Raw genomic sequence first — 19,576 nt, forward strand, 5'->3', positions numbered from 1 at the left:
TAATGAAGCCGGGAGGGCTCAGTTCGCGGCGGAGGCGCTGTTGATCTGCGCTTTCAGCTTGTTGATCAGCCCCTCGACACCGACGCCCGGCTGGCTGATGGCCGAGGAAAAGTCGGAGCGCTGCGTCTGCGCCATACTGATTCCCTCGACGATGATGTCGACAATCTTCGCGTCAGTATCCCCCTGGCGGACGCGCCAGTCGAGCTTGACGGGTGGGCCGTTCGGCCGGACGATCAGCGAGTGGACCAGCGTTTCCTTGTCATTCAGGGAAACCGCTTCGCGAAACTCCAGATTCTCGCCCGAATAGTTGCCGATCTTGTCGGCATAGCTCGAGACCATATAGTCACGGAAAACGATGAGAAATTCCCGGCGCTGTTCTTCCGTCGCGGTCCGCCAGTGCTGGCCGAGGACGAAACGGCCGATCCGTTCCATGTCGAAACTACTGTCGAGAAACTTCTCGAAGTGATCCTGCTTCTGGGCGTCGGTCAGCGCGTCGTTCGATAAGATGTCGACCGCTTCATCGCCGATGCTTTTGACAAGTGCAAGCGCGGCCTGTTCCTTGTCCGCGGCGGAGGCGGAGAGGGGGGCGAGCGCAACCGCGCCCAATAGCGCCGCCGCGGCAATCAGCCCGTGAAACATACGTCTGTTCAAATTCATATCAACATTCCCGATGGGTTGGGATAGCAGAGTAGCTGCAACAACGAGCGACAGCAGAAAAATCAGTTTTTCGGCTCTGGCTTGTCATCATCTTCAAAAGACATATCCGGCAATTGTGTCGAATTGCTGGCGCCGTTGAGGATCAGGTTGTTGCGGTTCTGCCGATAGAGGCTGCGGACGGTCGCATAGAAGTCGATCGACGTCCGCTCGATCTCGTCGAGCGCTTCGATCGCGCGCGAGCGCGTGTCGATGGCATCCACAGCGGCGATGGTGAGCGGCACATAATCCCAGTCATTCTCATGCGCGACGTAATTGACCGGGTTCAGGAAATAATCGACGACATTGCCGCCGGCGGCGCGGGTCGTCCGCGGGCCGAGAATGGGCAGCACGAGATAGGGTCCCTCATCGACGCCCCAGATGGCGAGCGTCTGGCCCATATCTTCCTGCGGGGTGTTGATCCGGGCCACGTCAAAGAGGCCGCCGACACCGAGGAAGGTATTGGTGAAGAAAGCGCCCATATTGTCGCCGGCGCGATCCAATTCGCCCTGCAGCACGTTATTGATGAAATAGATGGGCTGCGACAGGTTGGTGATGAAATTGCGGACGCTGTCGCGCGCACCATCAGGCAGGACGCCGCGATAAATCTCGGCGACCGGACGCAGCAAAAGCGCATCAAGCGCATAGTTCACATCGAAGAAATAGCGGTTCATCGGCTCGAGCGGGTCATAGACCTCGTCATACATGACCGCAGCGGCCTTGCCTTCGTCCTGATTCGGCGTCGCGCAGCCGCTCACCGTCACGAGGAGGGCGCTCGCCAGCAAAACGGCTTTCAATGAAGTTGATTTATGACACAAGCCCATTTTTTCTTTTTCCACTTCAGTAACGCATGGCCCGAAACGAACCGTACTCTATCCCAATAAGAGTTACCAAAGCATTTATCTCCACAATTCCGTCCGCTTCAGAGGTTTTGAAGCAAAATCAATTACCTGAGCGGAGAGCCGTTCGGATTCTACCTAACATAGGCCTTGAGCGATAGCGAGTCGGCGTTTTTCGCCCCCGAGAGAATCCTCCCGTGGTGTGGCGAAAAAGTCGCTTTTCGATGTACATTTATTCTGTACAAAGATATAAGGATATGTTTATATCGTTGAGTCATTTGCATTTTGTGAGGCTTTTCGTGGAAAATTTGTTGCAAGGCTTGCGCGCTGCGGGGGAAGAAACACGGCTTCGGCTGCTGGTTCTGTGCGCGCATTCGGAACTGACGGTCAGCGAGCTGACGCAGATTCTCGGGCAAAGCCAGCCGCGGGTTTCCCGGCATCTGAAACTGCTCTGCGAAGCGGGGCTGCTCGACCGCTATCAGGAGGGAAGCTGGGTCTATTATCGCCTGTCGGCGAAAAGCGCGACGGCGATGCTCGCCCGCACGCTGGTTGATCTGGTGCCGGAGCGCGATGCGACGGTCGCGCGCGATCTGGAGCGGCTGGAGGTTGTGAAGAAGGCGCGCACGGTCGCGGCGGAGGAATATTTTCGCCAGAACGCCGCCGACTGGCGCCAGATCCGCTCCCTGCATGTCCCGGAGGAGGCGGTCGAACAGACGCTTCTTGAGCTCGCGCGCGATGCGGAGGTCACCGATTTTCTCGACATCGGGACCGGCACGGGACGGATGCTGGAGCTGTTCGGCCCGATGGTCACCCATGCCATCGGGGTCGATACGAGCCGCGAAATGCTGTCTTTTGCGCGCACCGCCATCGAAGATGCGGGGCTTCGCAATTGCCAGGTGCGGCTCGCCGATATGTATAACCTGCCCTTCCCGAGCGAGTCGCAGGATGCCATCGTCATTCATCAGGTGCTGCATTACGCTGAGGATCCGGCGGGGGCGATCTCGGAGGCGGCGCGGCTGCTGCGGCCGAACGGCCTGCTCGCCATCGTCGACTTCGCGCCGCATGATCTTGACCATCTGCGCACCGAACATGCCCATCTTCACCTTGGATTTTTAGAGGCGGCCATCTGGGGCTATTGCGAGGCCGCGGGCCTGCAGCCGAAAGACTTTCGCATCCTGAAAGGAGACCCGCTTACCGTCCATATTTGGACCGCCGTCCCTGCGACGCATCAGCAGATAAAAGGAGTAGCCGCCCGATGATTATGTCCGGAATTTCCGAAAATACCGCCGTCGGCGCAGGCCTGCTCGCGGGCGCCCGGCGCAGCAAGGTTGAGGTCTCGTTCGAGTTCTTTCCGCCGACCACAGACAAGATGGCGCAAATGCACTGGGAAGCCCTGTCGCGCCTCGCGCCGCTTGGACCCCGTTTCGTCTCCGTCACCTATGGCGCCGGCGGTTCGAAGCGCGAGCGCACGCATGAGCTTGTCTGCCGCATTCGCAACGAAACCACGCTCGAACCCGCCGCGCATCTCACCTGCGTCGGCGCTGATCGCGGCGAGATCGGCGAAATTGCCGATCGCTACTGGGAAGGCGGCATCCGTCATCTGGTGGCGCTGCGCGGTGATCCGCCGGCGGGGCAGGAATGTTTCACCTCGACGCCGAACGGGTTTGCCGGATCTGTGGAACTGATCGAATTTCTGAGGAAGCGTCATGATTTTGAAATTTCCGTCGGCTGCTATCCGGAAATCCATCCCGAAGCGCGCTCCAGCCTTGCCGATATTGATTATCTGAAGCGCAAGATGGATGCCGGCGCGACGCGGGCAATCACGCAGTTCTTTTTCGATCCCGAAACTTACCTGCGCTTCGTCGACCGCGCGCTCGCGCATAATATCACGATCCCGATCGTGCCCGGTATCCTGCCGGTCACCAATTTCGCCAAGGCGCGGGAGTTCAGCCGCCGCTGCGGAACGCAGGTGCCGGCCTGGCTCGCGCATCTGTTCGAAGATCTCGATGAGGATCCGGCGACGCGCAACCTCGTTGCCGCGATGGTCGCGACCGAACAGTGCCTGCGGTTGCAGCGGGCCGGGGTGGGGCAGTTTCATTTCTATACGCTGAACCGGTCGGATCTTGTCTATTCGGTTTGCCACACGCTTGGCCTTCGGCCGCAGAAAAGCGCTGTAAGCAATTAATATATATAAATTTTAAACAACAGGTAGTGCTATGGAAAAGTCAGCGGCTTTTGCCGAGATTGAGGCCATTCTTGAACGGCGGATCATGGTTCTGGACGGCGCCATGGGCACGATGATCCAGTCTTACAAGCTGGATGAGGCGGCGTATCGCGGCGAGAAGTTCCGGGAGTGGCCGAAGGATCTGAAAGGCAACAACGACCTACTCACCCTGACGCGGCCCGATATCATCGAGACGATCCACGACCAGTATCTGGCCGCGGGCGCTGATATCCTGGAGACGAATACCTTCAACTCGACCTCCATTGCACAGGCCGACTACGGCCTTGAGGGGGAGGTGTATGAACTGAACCGGCAGGGCGCGGCGCTCGCGCGAAAGGTCGCTGATCGCTGGAGCGCGAAGACACCCGAGAAGCCGCGGTTTGTCGCGGGCGTGCTTGGCCCGACCAACCGTACCGCCTCGATCTCGCCCGATGTCAATGATCCGGGCTATCGCAATGTCACGTTTGATGCGCTTGTCGAGGCGTATGATGAGGCCATTGGCGGGCTGATCGATGGCGGCGCAGACATTATCCTGATCGAGACGGTGTTTGACAGCCTGAACTGCAAGGCCGCGATTTATGCCGTGCTCCGCTATTTCGAGGAAATGGGGACGCGCTATCCGGTGATGGTCTCGGGGACCATTACGGACGCGTCCGGCCGCACCCTCTCGGGGCAGACGGCGGAAGCCTTCTGGGCCTCCATGGCGCATGTGCGGCCGATCAGTATTGGCTTCAATTGTGCCTTGGGCGCCAAGGACTTGCGCCCGCATATTCAATCCATCTCGAATATCGCGAACAGCCGTATCAGCGTCCATCCCAACGCCGGGCTGCCGAACGAGCTTGGCGGCTATGACGAGACGCCCGAATATATGGCCGAGCAGCTTGGCGAATTTGCGAGGAGCGGCCTTGTCAATATTGTCGGCGGCTGCTGCGGCACCGGCCCCGATCATATCGCCGCCATCGCCGCCGCGGTGAGCGACGTGGCCCCGCGCCCGCTCCCCGACCTTGAGCCGGTCTGCCGCCTCAGCGGCCTTGAGCCGCTTTACCTCGACGACGTCGCGGGCTTCGTCAATATCGGCGAGCGGACCAACGTCGCGGGCTCGGCCAAGTTCAAGCGGCTGATCATGGACGGGCAGTATGATGCCGCCCTCGATGTCGCGCGCGAGCAGGTGCTGAACGGTGCGCAGATCATCGACGTCAATATGGACGATGCGATGCTGGACGCCAAATCGGCCATGCAGACCTTTCTCAACCTGATCGCGTCCGAGCCCGATATCAGCCGCGTGCCGCTGATGATCGACAGCTCGAAATGGGAGGTCCTGGAGGCCGGTCTTAAAGCGGTGCAGGGCAAGGGCATCGTCAATTCCATCTCGCTGAAGGAAGGCGAGGAGGAGTTCATCGCCCATGCCCGTGAAATCCGCCGCTACGGCGCGGCCGTCGTGGTCATGGCGTTCGACGAGAAAGGCCAGGCCGACACCAGGGAACGGATGGTCGAGATATGCACACGAAGCTATAAGATCCTGACGGAAGTCGTTGGTTTTCCTGCGGAAGATATCATTTTTGATCCCAATATCTTCCCCATCGCGACGGGGATTGATGAGCATCGCAACTTCTCGCTCGACTACATCGCCGCGACGCGCGAGATCAAGGCGACGCTGCCCTATACGCATGTCAGCGGCGGCGTCAGCAACATGTCCTTTTCGCTCCGCGGCAACAACGCGATGCGCGAGGCAATGCATTCGGTCTTTCTCTATCACGCCGTTCAGGCGGGCATGGATATGGGCATCGTGAATGCGGGCCAGCTCACCGTTTATTCCGACATCCCGGACAATATCCGCGAGCGGATCGAGGATGTTGTCTTCAATCGCCGCGATGATGCGACGGAGCGGCTGCTGGAAGTCGCCGCCGAAGCGGTCGGGCAGGCGAAGGAGAGCACGGTTGATCTCTCCTGGCGGCAGGGTACGGTTGGGGAGCGGCTGACCCATGCGCTGGTGAAGGGCATTTCCGACTATATCATCGAAGATACCGAGGAAGCCCGCCAGCTGGTCGCGCGGCCCATCCAGGTGATCGAGGGGCCGCTGATGGACGGCATGAATGTCGTCGGCGATCTCTTTGGCTCAGGCAAGATGTTTTTGCCCCAGGTGGTGAAAAGCGCCCGCGTGATGAAGCAGGCGGTTGCCTATCTGCTCCCCTATATCGAGGCGGAGAAGGATGGCAGCGGTGGCAGCGATACGAAGGGCAAGATCCTGCTGGCGACGGTCAAGGGCGATGTCCATGACATCGGCAAGAACATCGTCGGCGTCGTCCTGCAATGCAACAACTTCGAGGTCATCGACCTTGGCGTGATGGTTCCTTATACGAAAATTCTTGAAACGGCGATTGCCGAAAAGGTCGATATCATCGGTCTTTCCGGCCTTATCACGCCGTCTCTCGAGGAGATGGCGACGGTCGCCGCCGAAATGCAGCGCCGGAATATTGATCTGCCGCTCCTGATCGGCGGGGCGACGACATCGAAGGTCCATACCGCACTCAAGATCGCGCCGCAGTATGAGGGAACGACCATCTATGTGACGGACGCCTCGCGCGCGGTCGGCATCGCGACAAAGCTGACGAGCCGGGAGAATAACGGCGAGTTCATCGCCTCCATCAAGGAGGAGTATGAGGTGGTGCGGGAGAATTATTTGAAGAAATCCCGCAAAGACACGCTCTGCACGCTTGCGGAGGCGCGCGCCAACGGGGCGCCCATCGACTGGCAGGGCTATGTGCCGCCGGTGCCGAGCTATACGGGCGTGCGCGAAATACCCGTCGATCTTGCCGCCCTTGTTGATTATGTCGACTGGTCACCCTTCTTCCGGACGTGGGAGCTGGCCGGGCATTTCCCGAAGATCCTGAGTGATCCGGTAGTCGGCGAAACCGCAACCGAGCTTTATAACGACGCAAGGGGCATGCTGGATCGGCTGATCGCCGAGAAGTGGCTCGGCGTGCGGGCGGTTGTCGGCTTCTTCCCGGCGGCGCGCGACGGTGATGACGTGATCCTTTACACCGACGATAACCGGACGGCGGAGCTGACGCGCTTTCACTTCCTCCGCCAGCAGATGAAGCGGACTAACGGGCGGGCCAATTTCTGCCTCGCCGATTTCATTGCGCCGGCAGAGCTTGGCGTTAAGGATTATCTTGGCGGATTTGCGGTCACGGCGGGTCTTGAAATTGAGAAGAAACTTCAGGAATTCAAACTAACACATGATGACTACAGCGATATCCTGCTGAAGGCGCTCGCCGATCGCCTGGCGGAGGCGACGGCCGAATATATGCATGAGAAGGTGCGCCGCGATCTCTGGGGCTATGCGCCCGAGGAGACGCTCTCGAATGAGGAGCTGATCCGCGAGGAATATCGCGGCATCCGTCCGGCGCCCGGCTATCCGGCCTGCCCGGAGCATTCGGAGAAGGAGAATCTCTTCAGGCTGCTCGATGTGCAAAAGAACGCCGGGATCACGCTGACCGAAGGCTTCGCCATGATGCCGGCATCTTCCGTCTCGGGCTTCTATTTCTCGCATGCGGAGGCGCGCTATTTCGGCGTCGGCAATGTGGGAATGGATCAGGTCGCGGATTATGCAGCGCGAAAGGCCATCACGGTCGAGGCGGCGGAGCGACTGCTCGCGTCCAATCTCTCCTACGACCGCGCGCGCCGGGTGAGCTGATTCCTCCAACCGCTTGACGGGCAGGGGTTATTGCTTTCCGTAACCTCCGCCCGTCGGCGTCTGGATGACAAAGACATCGCCCGGGCCCATCTCGGTGCTGTCGCGCCCGTCGAGCGGGATGATCTTTCCATCGCTCCGCTCGACCCACTGCCGTCCAACCTCGCCGTCGCCGCCGCCCTTGAGACCGAAGGGCGGAACCTTGCGGTGGCTGGAGAGGAGCGAGGCGGTCATCGCTTCAAGAAAGCGGATGCGCCGGAGCGTGCCCGCGCCGCCCGGGTGCCGGCCCCTGCCGCCCGATCCATGCCGGATTTCGAAGTTTTCCAGTATCACCGGGAAGCGCCATTCCAGCACTTCCGGGTCGGTGAGGCGGGCGTTGGTCATATGGGTGTGGACCGCATCGGTGCCGTCGAAATCGGGCCCCGCGCCGGAGCCGCCGCAGATCGTCTCGTAATACTGATAGCGGGCATTGCCGAAGGTGAAGTTGTTCATCGTCCCTTGCGCCGCCGCCATCACCTCAAGCGCGCCAAAGAGGCAGTCGGTGATGCATTGCGAGGTCTCCACATTGCCCGCGACCACCGCCGCCGGATATTCCGGCGACAGCATGGATTTTTCCGGAACAATAATCTCGAGCGGCTTCAGGCAGCCGGCATTCAGCGGAATATCGCCCGCGACGAGGCAGCGGAAGACATAGAGCACCGCCGCCGTGGTGACGGCGCGGGGCGCGTTGTAGTTGGTCGGGTGCAGGCCGCTTGATCCCGTGAAGTCAATGCGGGCGCTGCGCGCCGCCTTGTCGATGGTGATATTGACCGAAATCTTGAAGCCATCGTCCATCAGATAGGTGAAGGAACCGCTTTTTAGCACGTCGAGGACGCGGCGGACCTGTTCTTCCGCATTGTCCTGCACATGGCCCATATAGGCGTGGACGACATCGAGGCCGAAGTGATCGACCATGCGGCGGAGCTCCTGAATGCCTTTCTCGCAAGCCGCGATCTGGGCCTTGAGGTCCGCCATATTCTGATCGGTGTTGCGGGACGGATAGGGACCGGACTTCAGGATCTCAATAATCTCCTTCTCGCGCAGGCGGCCGCCGTCGACGAGCAGGATATTGTCGAGGATGACGCCTTCCTCCGCGACGGTGCGGCTGTGTGGTGGCATGGAGCCCGGGGTGATACCGCCGATATCGGCGTGATGGCCGCGGCTCGCCACGTAGAAGAGCACATCCTTGCCCGCAAGGTCGAATACCGGCGTGATGACGGTGACGTCCGGCAGATGCGTCCCGCCGTTATAGGGCGCGTTGAGGACGAATACGTCGCCCGCCTTCATGGTGGCGCCATGCTTCGCGATCACCGCCTTGATACTCTCCGACATGGAGCCAAGATGCACCGGCATATGCGGCGCATTGGCAATGAGGTCGCCATTGAGGTCAAAGACCGCGCAGGAGAAATCGAGACGCTCCTTGATATTGACGGAATAGGCGGTCTTTTCCAGAACCGTTCCCATCTGCTCGGCGACATTCATGAAGAGATTGTTGAAAATCTCCAGCATCACCGGATCGACGTCGGTGCCAATGGCGAGGCTCTTCGGGCGCGGCAGAACCCGCGTGATCTCGAGATCATCGCGCGCCGTTTTTTCCGCCTGCCAGCCGGGCTCGACCACCGTCGTTCCCGTCGCCTCGACGATGACGGCGGGGCCGTCGATTTTCGCGCCCCGCGGCATCCGCTCGCGATCATAAAAGGGGCAGTCACGCCATTCCCCGTCCATATAAACAGGGCGGGTGGCGAGGGGCGTCAGGTCCGGATCGCTCTCGGGGTGCAACCGCTCGGCCCGCCGGTCGGCGGCGCCGATGACTTCCACCGCCGCAGCCTCCAGGATCAGCGTCTTTTCGGGCGTGACAAAGCCGAAGCGCTGCCGGTGCGCGGCCTCGAACGCGGTGACGACCGCATCGCGCGGCCCGTTCTCGACGATCATCGCGGTATCCGAGCCCTGATATTTGAGATGCAGGCGGCGGATGGTGGAAATGCGGCTGTCCGGCATTCCTTGCGCGCGCATCTCCGCTTTGCCGGCCTCTTCCAGTTCATCCAGAAGTTTTGATATCTTCTCTATCGCCTTGTCATCATAGGGAATTTCCATCGCCTGTTCCTTCATTACGCGAAGGTCGGCAAGGCCCATGCCGAAGGCGGAGAGAACGCCCGCAAAGGGGTGCAGCAGGATTTTCGACATGCCGAGGCTGTCAGCGACCATGCAGGCATGCTGGCCGCCCGCGCCGCCGAAGGAGGTCAGCACATATTCCGACACATCATAGCCCCGCTGGGTCGAGATTTTCTTGATGGCATTGGCCATATTCTCGACGGCGATGAAAAGAAAGCCGCGCGCCACTTCCTCAGGGCTTCGGTCATCGCCGGTCGCAGCCTTGATCTCGTCGGCAAGGGCGCGGAACTTCTCGCGCACGATCTCGGCATCGAGCGGCTGGTCGGCATTCGGGCCGAAGACGGGCGGAAAATGATCGGGTGAGAGCTTGCCGAGCATGACGTTGCAGTCGGTGACCGTGAGCGGCCCGCCCTTGCGATAGCAGGCAGGGCCGGGATCGGCCCCGGCGCTGTCCGGCCCGACACGGTAGCGCGCGCCGTCGAAATGCAGGATCGAGCCGCCACCCGCCGCGACGGTGTGGATCAGCATCATGGGGGCGCGCATGCGCACGCCGGCAACTTCGGTCTCGAACGTGCGCTCATAGTCGCCCGCGAAATGCGAAACATCGGTTGAGGTGCCGCCCATGTCGAAGCCGATCACCTTGCCAAACCCCGCAAGCGCGCTCGTCTCCACCATCCCGACCACGCCGCCCGCGGGGCCGGAGAGGATGGCGTCTTTTCCTTGAAAGAAATGCGCGTCCGTAAGTCCGCCGTTCGACTGCATGAACATGAGACGCGTCTCTCCGAGCTCCGCGGCGATGCGATCCACATAGCGGCGGAGAATGGGGGAGAGATAGGCATCGACCACGGTGGTATCGCCGCGGCTCACGAGTTTCATCAGCGGGCTTGTCTCATGGCTCGTCGAGATTTGCGTGAAGCCGATCTCGCGGGCGATATCCGCGACGCGCTTTTCATGATCCGGAAAGCGATAGCCATGCATGAAGACGACGGCGCAGGCGCGAAGGCCGGCATCATACGCCGCCTGAAGTTTTGCCCGGGCATCCGCTTCATCGAGTTCGGTGAGGATCTCGCCGCGCGGTCCCATGCGCTCGTCTATCTCGATGACGCTTTTGTAGAGCATCTCCGGCAGTTCGATCTTGAGCGCGAAAAGTTTCGGCCGGGTCTGGTAGCCGATGCGGAGAGCGTCGCGGAAACCTTTCGTCGTGACGAGGAGGAGGGGCTCGCCCTTTCGCTCCAGCAGCGCGTTGGTGGCGACGGTCGTACCCATCTTGACCGCCTCGATTTTTTCGGCCGGGATGGGCGCGCCTTTCCCGATCCCCATGAGATCACGAATGCCCTGCAATGCCGCGTCGTCATATTGCTCGGGATTTTCGCTCAGCAGCTTGTGGGTGACGAGCGTGCCGTCCGGCCTTCTTGCGACAACATCGGTGAAGGTGCCGCCGCGATCGATCCAGAATTCCCATTTATCCGCTGTCATGTTTTTTCCCTTGTTTCCCGGCATTCGCCCGCCGCCCGGCGGCGTCGATAGTCCCCCTATTTCCTTAGCACCCGGGACGGTCAAAGGTAAAGCCTTCGCGTCTTTTCACTGTCGAGCCCGAGCGCTTTGCCGTCCGGGCTTTAAGAGAATTTAAACGCTGTCCCGGTAAGGCTATGGTATAGTGGAAACATTCATTTCAATTATGACAGAGGCAGGTACATGGCGCATAAGGGTATCATTCTCGCGGGCGGAACGGGCAGTCGGCTGCACCCACTGACCATCGGCGTCAGCAAACAGTTGATGCCGGTCTATGACAAGCCGATGATCTACTACCCCCTGACGACGCTGATGCTTGCCGATATCCGCGATATTCTCATCATCACGACGCCGGAAGAGCAGGCGGTGTTCCGCCGCGTGCTGGGGGACGGCGCGCGCTGGGGCCTCAATCTGACATATGCGGTGCAGCCGTCGCCCGACGGGCTCGCACAGGCCTTCATCATTGGCGAGACGCATATCGGCAGCGATCACTCGGCGCTGATTCTCGGCGATAATATTTTCTACGCGAGCCGCTTCAGCGAACTTCTGAAGAGCGCCCGCGAACGCGAGGTCGGCGCGACTATTTTCGGCTATCACGTCTCGGATCCGACGGCTTACGGCGTTGCCGAGTTCGATGCGACGGGCAAGGTGATCGGCGTGGAGGAAAAGCCGAAGCATCCGAAATCCAACTTCGCCATTACGGGGCTCTATTTCTATGACAATCAGGTTGTGGACTTTGCGAAAAGCTTGAAACCGAGCGCGCGCGGCGAGCTTGAGATTACCGATCTTAACAGGCTTTATCTTGAGCGGGGCCAGCTCAGCATGGAACTGCTCGGCCGTGGCAGCGCCTGGCTCGATACCGGCACGCATGACAATCTTTTGGAAGCCTCGCAATTCGTGCAGACGATCGAGAAACGACAAGGGCTTAAAATAGCCTGCCCGGAAGAGATTGCGTTTCAGAAGAAATTCATCACCGCCGATGAGCTTGTCGCGCTCGCCGAACCGCTTCGCAAAAGCGGCTATGGCAATTATCTCCTCTCGCTGCTGAAATAGCGCCGCGCCGCGGGCAGGGGCCTAGATGAAGCCCCGCTGCTCCAGCACGGAAATGATCTGGTCGGCGGCATCCTCGCTGCTCGTGCGGGCGCCGTCGATGACAATCTCGGCATTTTCCGGCCGCTCATAGTCGGACGAGATGCCGGTGAAATTCTTGATCTCGCCGGCCCGCGCCTTTTTATAGAGCCCCTTGATGTCGCGCGCCTCGCAGATTTCGAGCGGGGTGTCGACAAAAATCTCGAGAAACTCATCCTCCTCCACGAGCGCGCGCGCCATCTGCCGCTCGCTCTTGAAGGGCGAGATGAAGGAGACGAGGGTGATCAGCCCGGCATCGACCATTAGCCGCGCCGTTTCACCGACGCGGCGGATATTCTCGACCCGGTCCGCATCGGTGAAGCCAAGATCCTTGTTGAGGCCGTGGCGGACGTTATCCCCGTCGAGCAGATAGGTATGCTTGCCGAGCGAATGCAGCTTCTTCTCGACGAGGTTGGCAATCGTCGACTTGCCGGAGCCCGAGAGCCCCGTGAACCAGAGGACGGACGCCTTCTGCCGCTTCAGCTCGGCGCGGGCCGCTTTATGAATATCCACAGACTGCCAGTGGATGTTATCGGCGCGGCGGAGCGCGAAATCGATCATCCCGGCGCCGACGGTCGCATTTGTAAAGCGGTCGATCAGGATAAAGGCGCCGGTCTCGCGAATCTTCATATAGGGATCGAAGGTCATCGCCTTGTCCATCGCCACGTTGCAGACGCCGATTTCATTGAGCTGCAACGTTTTCGAGGCGGTCTGCTCCATGGTGTTGACGTTGACCTTGTGCTTCAGGCTGCTGATGCGGCCGAGCGTCGTGCCGGTCCCGAGTTTGAAAAGATAGGTGCGCCCCGGCAGCATCGGATCGGCGTCCATCCAGACGATTTTTGCTTCGAACTGATCGGCCGAGGCGGGACGATCCTGCAGCGCGCAGAGAATATCGCCGCGGCTGATGTCGATCTCATCGGTGAGAGTGAGGGTCACGGCCTGGCCAGCGATGGCCTCATTGAGGTCGCCGTCCATAGTGACGATGCGCTTTACCCGGCTCATCTGCCCGGATTCGGGCTCGACGATCGGATCGCCCGGGCGGATCACGCCGCTTGCGATGGTGCCGGAGAAGCCGCGGAAATCGAGATTGGGCCGGTTGACCCACTGCACGGGGAAGCGGAACGGACCGGCGAGGCGGTCGCGGCCGATCTCCACCGTCTCCAGATATTCAAGCACCGCCGGGCCGTCATACCAGGGCATGGCGGGGCTTGCTGAGATCATATTGTCGCCCTTCAGCGCCGAAATAGGGATCACGGTCACCGCCTCGAAGTCGAGCTTTTCGGCAAAGGCGAGATACTCGCTCCGGATGGTGTCAAAGACGTCCCTGTCATAGCCGACAAGGTCCATCTTGTTGACCGCGACAATTACTTTGCGGATCCCGAGCAGCGAGACGAGATAGCTGTGCCGCATGGTCTGGATGAGTACGCCTTTTCGCGCATCGATCAGGATAACGGCGAGATCGGCGGTGGAGGCGCCGGTCACCATGTTGCGGGTATACTGTTCATGCCCCGGCGTATCGGCGACGATGAATTTCCGCTTGTCGGTGGCGAAGAAGCGATAGGCGACGTCGATGGTGATACCCTGCTCGCGCTCCGCCTGCAGCCCGTCGAGGAGGAGGGCGTAGTCAATATCGCCATTCTGCGTGCCGATGCGCTTGCTCTCGGCGGTCAGCGTCGCAAGCTGGTCCTCGAAAAGCAGTTTCGAATCCCAGAGGAGCCGGCCGATGAAGGTGCTCTTGCCATCATCGACGCTGCCGCAGGTGATGAAGCGCAGCAGGTTCTTCTGCTCCTGCGCCTTGAGATAGGCGTCGATCTCGTTTGCGGCCTGTGCGGACAACTCGTTCATCAGAAATACCCCTCCTGCTTCTTCTTCTCCATCGATCCGGCCTGGTCCTTGTCGATCAGGCGGCCCTGCCGCTCGGAGGTGCGGGCGACCAGCATTTCCTGGATGATTTCGGGCAAGGTGGCGGCGCGCGATTCAATCGCGCCCGTCAGCGGGTAGCAGCCAAGGGTGCGAAAGCGGATGGACTTCATCATCGGCTCTTCACCTGGCAGGAGCGGCATCCGCTCGTCATCGACCATGATCAGCATTCCGTCACGCTGCACGACCGGGCGCTCGGCTGCATAATAGAGCGGCACGATGGGGATATTCTCCATGTAGATATACTGCCAGATATCTAGCTCGGTCCAGTTGGAGAGGGGGAAGACGCGGATGCTCTCGCCCTTGCGGACGCGGCCGTTATAGAGATTCCAGAGCTCGGGGCGCTGATTCTTCGGATCCCAGCGGTGATTTTCGTTGCGGAACGAGAAGACCCGCTCTTTCGCGCGGCTTGCCTCCTCATCGCGCCTGGCGCCGCCGAAGGCCGCGTCGAATTTATAGTGATCGAGCGCCTGCTTCAGCGCCTCCGTCTTCATCACGTCGGTATGCAGCGCCGAGCCGTGGGTAAAGGGGCCAATGCCGCGCGCCACGCCGTCGGGATTGATATGGACAAGCAGGTCGAGCCCATATTCCTTCGTCACCGTATCGCGGAAGGTGATCATGTCGCGGAACTTCCAGGTGGTGTCCACATGGAGAAGTGGGAAGGGCACGGGCGAAGGGTAAAAGGCCTTGCGCGCCAGATGCAGCAGCACGGCAGAATCCTTGCCGATGGAATACAGCATCACCGGTTTTTCGAACTCCGCCACCACTTCGCGGAAGATATGGATGCTTTCCGCCTCAAGCTGCTGGAGATGGGTTAATCGCGTCAGACTCATTTCTCGGATTCCATTGTAATGCTTCGAGGCACGCGCCGTCGTGGAGCAAGGGATTGCATAATATCCGCCCTGCTACAAGAAGAAACAGCCCATTTTAACATATAAAATATGTGGTATAGTCGTTTTATCATAAAAATTCGGATAAAGTGCCGCAATAGGGCGACAGGGCGGCGTTCGCGCCCCGCGAAAATCCGGCGGCGGGGGAAGCCCAACGCTCGCCATATTTTCGCGTTCAAATCAATTGAATGCGGGCAAGGCTCCGTTTATCCTCTAGGTCAGGCGGTCTGTTGAAAGTGTTGTATGGCGATTGAGTGTAATTTCAATTATCGCGAGGACTATCTCGCCTGTCCCGAATGCGATCTGCTGCATTCGGCGCCGGAGATCCGCGAAGGGGAGCAGGGCCACTGCACCCGCTGCGGCGCGCTGCTGTTCGTCCGCCATCACAACAGTCTGGAGCGCGCGCTCGCCTTTTCACTGACGGGCGTGAGCTTTTTCGTTCTCGGCAACATGTTTCCGCTGCTGACCTTCGAAATGGACGGGCAGACGGAATCCAACCGGCTGATCGACGGCGCCATCGCATTCTGGCAGGCCTGCTACTGGGAGCTCGGCCTTATCGTTTTCATTTTCAGCGTCGCCACGCCGCTGGCTGTCCTGCTGGTTCTCGTAACGCTGCTGCTGCCGCTCCGGCTTGGCCGCGCGCCGCTGTTTCCCAAATTCCAGATCCGGCTGTTTGCGATGCTGAAACCCTGGGCGATGTCGGAGATCTTCATCCTCGGCATTCTCGTCGCCTTCGTGAAACTGCAGGATTTTGCGGATGTCGGCGTCGGCTTCTCGCTTTTCGCCATTGTGCTGATGGTGATCGCGACCGTGATGGCCTATCTGACGCTCGACGTGCGCGCGCTCTGGGCCCGGCTTGAGGAACTCGCGGCATGAGCCCGACGGCGCGCTCCATTGACGCGGTCGCCTGCACCACTTGCGGCCTGCTGGTATCCAACCGCTATCAGGCGCAGCATGGCCATCTCTGCCCACGCTGCGGCGCCGTTCTGCACAGCCGCAAGCCCGACAGCATGAGTCGCACCTGGGGGCTGCTGATCGCCGCAATCATTCTCTATGTGCCGGCCAACGTCTATCCGATCCTGAGTGTGATTTCCTTCGGCAGGGAGACCACCAGCACGATCATCGGCGGGGTGATCGATCTTGCGGCAAGCGGGCAGTGGGTGGTTGCGGCAATCGTCTTTGTCGCCAGCGTCTTCGTGCCTGTTTTCAAAATTCTCGCTTTACTTTTTCTGGTGCTTTCTGTGCAATTGAAATGGCGGGCCCGGCCGCGGGCGCGCACATTGCTTTACCGGTTCACGGAATTTATCGGTCGCTGGTCGATGATCGATATCTTCATGATCTCAATCCTGATCGCGCTGGTGAAGTTGCAGGCGCTGGCGACGGTAACCGCCGGGCCGGGGGCAATCGCTTTTGCCGCGGTGGTGATTATTACCATGTTTGCGGCGATGACCTTTGATCCGCGACTGATCTGGGATGTGGAAGGGGTGAGTGATGACGGACGATAAGCAGCAGGGCGTGCCGGAAGCGCGGGTGCGGCGCGGATATGTCAGCCTGATGAGCATCTGGATCGTCCCGGCAATCGCCCTCGCGGTTGCCATCTACCTGATTTTTCAGGCCCTCTCCGAGCGCGGCGCCGAGATCACTCTTGTTTTTGAGGATGCGCAAGGGATGGTGCCGGGAAAGACCCAGCTCAAATACAAGAATGTCGAAATCGGCGTCCTGAAAGATATTGAATTTCTGGATGACAGCAATGAAGTCGCCCTCAAGATCATGGTCAAGCGGGCGGCCGAGAAATATATGACCGAAACCGCCCGTTTCTGGATCGTCTCGCCGTCCATCGGCTTTCAGGGCATTACCGGCCTCGAGACATTACTGTCGGGGGCCTATGTCGAGGTTGACCCGGGCGATGGCGGTGAGCCGCAGAGCACCTTTACCGGGCTCAAAATTCCCCCCGTGGTCACATCGACGCAAAAGGGCACGGAATATATTCTTTCCACCGGAAAGCTCAGCAATATCAATCGCGGGACACCGGTTCTCTACAAGGGGATCAATGTCGGCAGCGTGCTCGGCTACCGTCTTGCGGACAACAAGCAGCTCGTCGATGTCTATGCCTTCGTTGAAAGCCCGTATGATGAGCTGGTGCGCGAGGGAACGCAGTTCTGGAATGCCGGCGGCGTCAACCTCTCGGTCTCGACGGCGGGATTTGAGATCGGCGCAACGTCGCTGCAGAGCCTGGTCGTCGGCGGCATCGAGTTTTCCACCTCCTCGCTCGCGAGCGACACGGCCATTGCGCCGTCCGGGCATCGCTTCCGGCTCTATGACAACCGCGCGGCCCGCGATGATGCGCGCTATACCGAGAAAATTATCTACATCCTCTATTTCGATGGCTCCGTGAGCGGTCTTTCCGTCGGCGCCAATGTGGAATTCAAGGGCATCAAGGTTGGCAGCGTGCGCGAGATCGGTCTTGAGATCGACGAAAGCAGGATGAAATATTATATCCCTGTGCTGATCGAGATCGAGCCGCAGCGCCTGCGGATCATCGACACGGGGAACAATAACCGCTCCGCCGTAGAAGCGCAGGAAGCGCGGCGCAATATGATCGATAATTTCATCCAGAGGGGTCTCAGGGCAAAACTGAAGAATGCCAATTTCCTGACCGGACAGCTGATCATCGACCTCGACCTGATGCCGGAGACAGAGGCGGTGTTCGTCTCCCAGGACGGTAACTGGCCGGAAATTCCGACGGTGCCGGGCGATCTCGATGCCATCGCATCCTCTGTCAGCCGGCTGGTCGCCAAGTTTGAGGCGCTGCCGATAGAAGAGATCGGCAAGAATCTCGGCAGCACCATGCAGGGTCTGGACAAGCTGGTCGGCTCGGGCGAGCTGCAGACGACGATCCGGGAGTTTCGCGAGCTCGCCGTCTCGATCCGGCACATCGCGGAAAATTTTGAGAAGCACACGCTTCCCGGCCTCGACGGGACACTTGCAAATACGGAGGCCGCCGTCAAACGCATCGAGACAACCTTGCAGGCGGCGGAATCAATGTTCACCTCCGTTGACGGCCTGATTGCCGATGGCTCGCCGTTCAAATATGATCTCATGACGATGATGCAGGAATTGTCGGCGGCGAGCCGCGCGGTGCGCAGTCTTGCGGATTTTCTTGAACGCAACCCCAATGCGCTGATCAGTGGAAAGAGATAGGTCATGGCGATATTCTTAAGCCGCCTTCGGTGTTCAAAGCTGCTAACGCTCCTCCTTGCACTGTTCCTGCTCGGCGGCTGCACGGGGCTGCCGGGATCGGCGCCGACGCAATTTTACATCCTGAAGCCTGCGGCCAGCCTCGCAAGCGCGCCCGATGTCCGCATTGGCGAAAGCGTCTCCGTCGCCATCGGGCCAGTGCAGGTCCCGGGCTATGCCGATCGCTCGCAGATTGTCACTTTCGATGAAGGCTCGGCGATCGAGGTGCATGATCTCGATCACTGGGCCGAGCCGCTCTCGGAGGCGATGCGCCGCGTGCTTGCGAGCAATGTCGGCGCGCTGCTCGGCGCGGCGCGGGTCTATCCCTATCCCGCCGATTTCCGGCCCGACCAGGACGCGGTTCAAGTCGCCATCAGCGTGATAGACGTGACCCAGCTTGCGGACGGGCGGGCGAAGCTGGCGCTGCGCTGGCATGTGCGCGCGCTCTATGCGAACGAGGTTATTGCGCGCTTCGTGAAAACCTATGAGACGCCGGGCGTTCCCGGCGATCTCAACTCCTACGCTAATGGCCTCTCGCGGCTGCTCGAAGAATTTTCGGTCGATATCGCCGAGACGCTCGCCGGGCTCGATCTCGCGTCATGAGATCGGCCGGGGGAGTGATACCGCATCTGGAAGAGCGCGAGGAACTGATCCGGACGGTGCGGCGGATGAACGCGCTTGGCATCAATCACGGCAGTTCGGGCAACGCGAGTGTTCGTATCGACGGCGGGTATCTGATTACGCCGTCCGGCCTCGCCTATGAGGATCTGACCCCCTCCGATATCGTCGAGATGCGCTTCGACGGGACAGTTTCGGGGCATCAGAAGCCCTCCAGCGAATGGCGCTTTCATCATGATCTGCTGGCGGCGCGGCCCGATTTCAACGCCATTCTCCACACCCACGGCGTCGCGGTGATGACGCTTGCCTGCCAGCGCCTTGAGCTGCCACCCTTTCATTATATGATCGCGATGGCGGGCGGCAATACGATCCGCTGCGCCGAGTATGCGACCTATGGCACGCAGGCGCTCTCCGATAACGCCCTTGACGCCATGCGGGATCGCAAGGCCTGCCTGCTTGCCAATCACGGCCTGCTGGTCGGGGAGGTGAGCCTTCGCCGGGCGCTCGCGCTCGCGGTCGAGATCGAGACGCTCTGCGATACCTACGCGCGCATCCTGCAGACCGGCGCGCCGCCGATATTGCTGAGCGATGCCGAAATGGAGGAGGTGCGGGCGCAGTTTGCCAAAGGTTACGGCCTGCCGCCGGGGCCCTAGTGACATCGCAGGGCGTG

14 protein-coding genes are annotated in these 19,576 nt (G+C 60.2%); 9 read left to right on the forward strand and 5 right to left on the reverse strand.

Going from position 1 to position 19,576, the window contains the following annotated elements; all coding sequences use genetic code 11:
- Nucleotides 1-18 precede the first annotated feature (18 nt).
- Together V7Z56_RS02855 and V7Z56_RS02860 are read right to left on the reverse strand one after the other, a co-directional pair.
- Nucleotides 19-657, reverse strand: coding sequence for an MlaC/ttg2D family ABC transporter substrate-binding protein (locus V7Z56_RS02855; RefSeq protein ID WP_334127832.1), 639 nt, complete (start codon nt 655-657; stop codon nt 19-21).
- A gap of 62 nt (nt 658-719) precedes the next feature.
- Complete coding sequence (locus V7Z56_RS02860) at nt 720-1,517, reverse strand: MlaA family lipoprotein (RefSeq protein WP_334127833.1); 798 nt, start codon at nt 1,515-1,517, stop codon at nt 720-722.
- 314 nt (nt 1,518-1,831) lie between these two features.
- Between V7Z56_RS02860 and V7Z56_RS02865 the strand changes: the two genes are divergently transcribed.
- From V7Z56_RS02865 to metH, 3 genes are read left to right on the forward strand one after another with little or no spacing between them, the layout of a single operon-like run.
- On the forward strand, nt 1,832-2,791 hold the full coding sequence (locus tag V7Z56_RS02865; protein ID WP_334127834.1) for an ArsR/SmtB family transcription factor: 960 nt from the start codon (nt 1,832-1,834) through the stop codon (nt 2,789-2,791).
- Complete coding sequence (metF, locus tag V7Z56_RS02870; RefSeq protein ID WP_334127835.1) at nt 2,788-3,717, forward strand: methylenetetrahydrofolate reductase [NAD(P)H]; 930 nt, start codon at nt 2,788-2,790, stop codon at nt 3,715-3,717. The genes V7Z56_RS02865 and metF overlap by 4 nt, the downstream gene beginning before the upstream one ends.
- Before the next feature lie 31 nt (nt 3,718-3,748).
- Entirely contained in the window at nt 3,749-7,453 is a 3,705-nt protein-coding gene (metH, locus tag V7Z56_RS02875) for a methionine synthase (protein ID WP_334127836.1), read from the forward strand.
- A 27-nt stretch (nt 7,454-7,480) separates the two neighbouring features.
- Here the strand turns inward: metH and V7Z56_RS02880 are convergent, their stop codons facing one another.
- Nucleotides 7,481-11,077 (reverse strand): hydantoinase B/oxoprolinase family protein, encoded by a 3,597-nt coding sequence (locus V7Z56_RS02880; RefSeq protein ID WP_334127837.1) that lies wholly within the window; start codon nt 11,075-11,077, stop codon nt 7,481-7,483.
- 219 nt (nt 11,078-11,296) lie between these two features.
- On the opposite strand from V7Z56_RS02880, the gene rfbA reads away from it, so the two are divergent.
- Entirely contained in the window at nt 11,297-12,166 is an 870-nt protein-coding gene (gene rfbA / locus V7Z56_RS02885) for a glucose-1-phosphate thymidylyltransferase RfbA (protein WP_334127838.1), read from the forward strand.
- A 21-nt stretch (nt 12,167-12,187) separates the two neighbouring features.
- Here rfbA and cysN read toward each other — a convergent pair whose 3' ends face one another.
- Together cysN and cysD are read right to left on the reverse strand one after the other, a co-directional pair.
- The gene (gene cysN / locus V7Z56_RS02890; protein WP_334127839.1) at nt 12,188-14,086 is read right to left on the reverse strand and encodes a sulfate adenylyltransferase subunit CysN; all 1,899 of its coding nucleotides are present in this window, start codon (nt 14,084-14,086) and stop codon (nt 12,188-12,190) included.
- Nucleotides 14,086-15,003 carry a sulfate adenylyltransferase subunit CysD gene (cysD, locus tag V7Z56_RS02895; RefSeq protein WP_334127934.1) on the reverse strand — a complete coding sequence of 306 codons (918 nt, stop codon included), beginning with the start codon at nt 15,001-15,003 and terminating at the stop codon, nt 14,086-14,088. The genes cysN and cysD overlap by 1 nt, the downstream gene beginning before the upstream one ends.
- A 291-nt stretch (nt 15,004-15,294) precedes the next feature.
- On the opposite strand from cysD, the gene V7Z56_RS02900 reads away from it, so the two are divergent.
- Genes V7Z56_RS02900 through V7Z56_RS02920 form a run of 5 tightly spaced genes read left to right on the forward strand, consistent with a single transcriptional unit; the run spans nt 15,295 to nt 19,559 of the window.
- The gene (locus V7Z56_RS02900) at nt 15,295-15,927 is read left to right on the forward strand and encodes a paraquat-inducible protein A (protein WP_334127840.1); all 633 of its coding nucleotides are present in this window, start codon (nt 15,295-15,297) and stop codon (nt 15,925-15,927) included.
- Complete coding sequence (locus V7Z56_RS02905; RefSeq protein WP_334127841.1) at nt 15,924-16,556, forward strand: paraquat-inducible protein A; 633 nt, start codon at nt 15,924-15,926, stop codon at nt 16,554-16,556. Before V7Z56_RS02900 ends, V7Z56_RS02905 begins: the two co-directional genes overlap by 4 nt.
- On the forward strand, nt 16,543-18,252 hold the full coding sequence (locus tag V7Z56_RS02910) for a PqiB family protein (RefSeq protein WP_334127842.1): 1,710 nt from the start codon (nt 16,543-16,545) through the stop codon (nt 18,250-18,252). The genes V7Z56_RS02905 and V7Z56_RS02910 overlap by 14 nt, the downstream gene beginning before the upstream one ends.
- A 3-nt stretch (nt 18,253-18,255) precedes the next feature.
- The gene (locus tag V7Z56_RS02915) at nt 18,256-18,891 is read left to right on the forward strand and encodes a PqiC family protein (protein WP_334127843.1); all 636 of its coding nucleotides are present in this window, start codon (nt 18,256-18,258) and stop codon (nt 18,889-18,891) included.
- Nucleotides 18,888-19,559, forward strand: coding sequence for a class II aldolase/adducin family protein (locus tag V7Z56_RS02920; RefSeq protein WP_443023727.1), 672 nt, complete (start codon nt 18,888-18,890; stop codon nt 19,557-19,559). Before V7Z56_RS02915 ends, V7Z56_RS02920 begins: the two co-directional genes overlap by 4 nt.
- Nucleotides 19,560-19,576: the final 17 nt, after the last annotated feature.

The sequence above is a fragment of the Sneathiella sp. genome, from assembly GCF_036844445.1.
Lineage (GTDB): Bacteria > Pseudomonadota > Alphaproteobacteria > Sneathiellales > Sneathiellaceae > Sneathiella.

Bases quoted from the DNA above. Each gene is read 5' to 3' on its own strand.
- metF (WP_334127835.1), top strand. From the start codon at position 2,788: ATGATTATGTCCGGAATTTCCGAAAATACCGCCGTCGGCGCAGGCCTG.
- V7Z56_RS02915 (WP_334127843.1), top strand. From the start codon at position 18,256: ATGGCGATATTCTTAAGCCGCCTTCGGTGTTCAAAGCTGCTAACGCTC.
- rfbA (WP_334127838.1), top strand. From the start codon at position 11,297: ATGGCGCATAAGGGTATCATTCTCGCGGGCGGAACGGGCAGTCGGCTG.
- V7Z56_RS02905 (WP_334127841.1), top strand. From the start codon at position 15,924: ATGAGCCCGACGGCGCGCTCCATTGACGCGGTCGCCTGCACCACTTGC.
- V7Z56_RS02860 (WP_334127833.1), bottom strand. From the start codon at position 1,517: ATGGGCTTGTGTCATAAATCAACTTCATTGAAAGCCGTTTTGCTGGCG.
- cysN (WP_334127839.1), bottom strand. From the start codon at position 14,086: ATGAACGAGTTGTCCGCACAGGCCGCAAACGAGATCGACGCCTATCTC.
- V7Z56_RS02855 (WP_334127832.1), bottom strand. From the start codon at position 657: ATGAATTTGAACAGACGTATGTTTCACGGGCTGATTGCCGCGGCGGCG.
- V7Z56_RS02880 (WP_334127837.1), bottom strand. From the start codon at position 11,077: ATGACAGCGGATAAATGGGAATTCTGGATCGATCGCGGCGGCACCTTC.
- V7Z56_RS02900 (WP_334127840.1), top strand. From the start codon at position 15,295: ATGGCGATTGAGTGTAATTTCAATTATCGCGAGGACTATCTCGCCTGT.
- V7Z56_RS02920 (WP_443023727.1), top strand. From the start codon at position 18,888: ATGAGATCGGCCGGGGGAGTGATACCGCATCTGGAAGAGCGCGAGGAA.
- metH (WP_334127836.1), top strand. From the start codon at position 3,749: ATGGAAAAGTCAGCGGCTTTTGCCGAGATTGAGGCCATTCTTGAACGG.
- V7Z56_RS02910 (WP_334127842.1), top strand. From the start codon at position 16,543: ATGACGGACGATAAGCAGCAGGGCGTGCCGGAAGCGCGGGTGCGGCGC.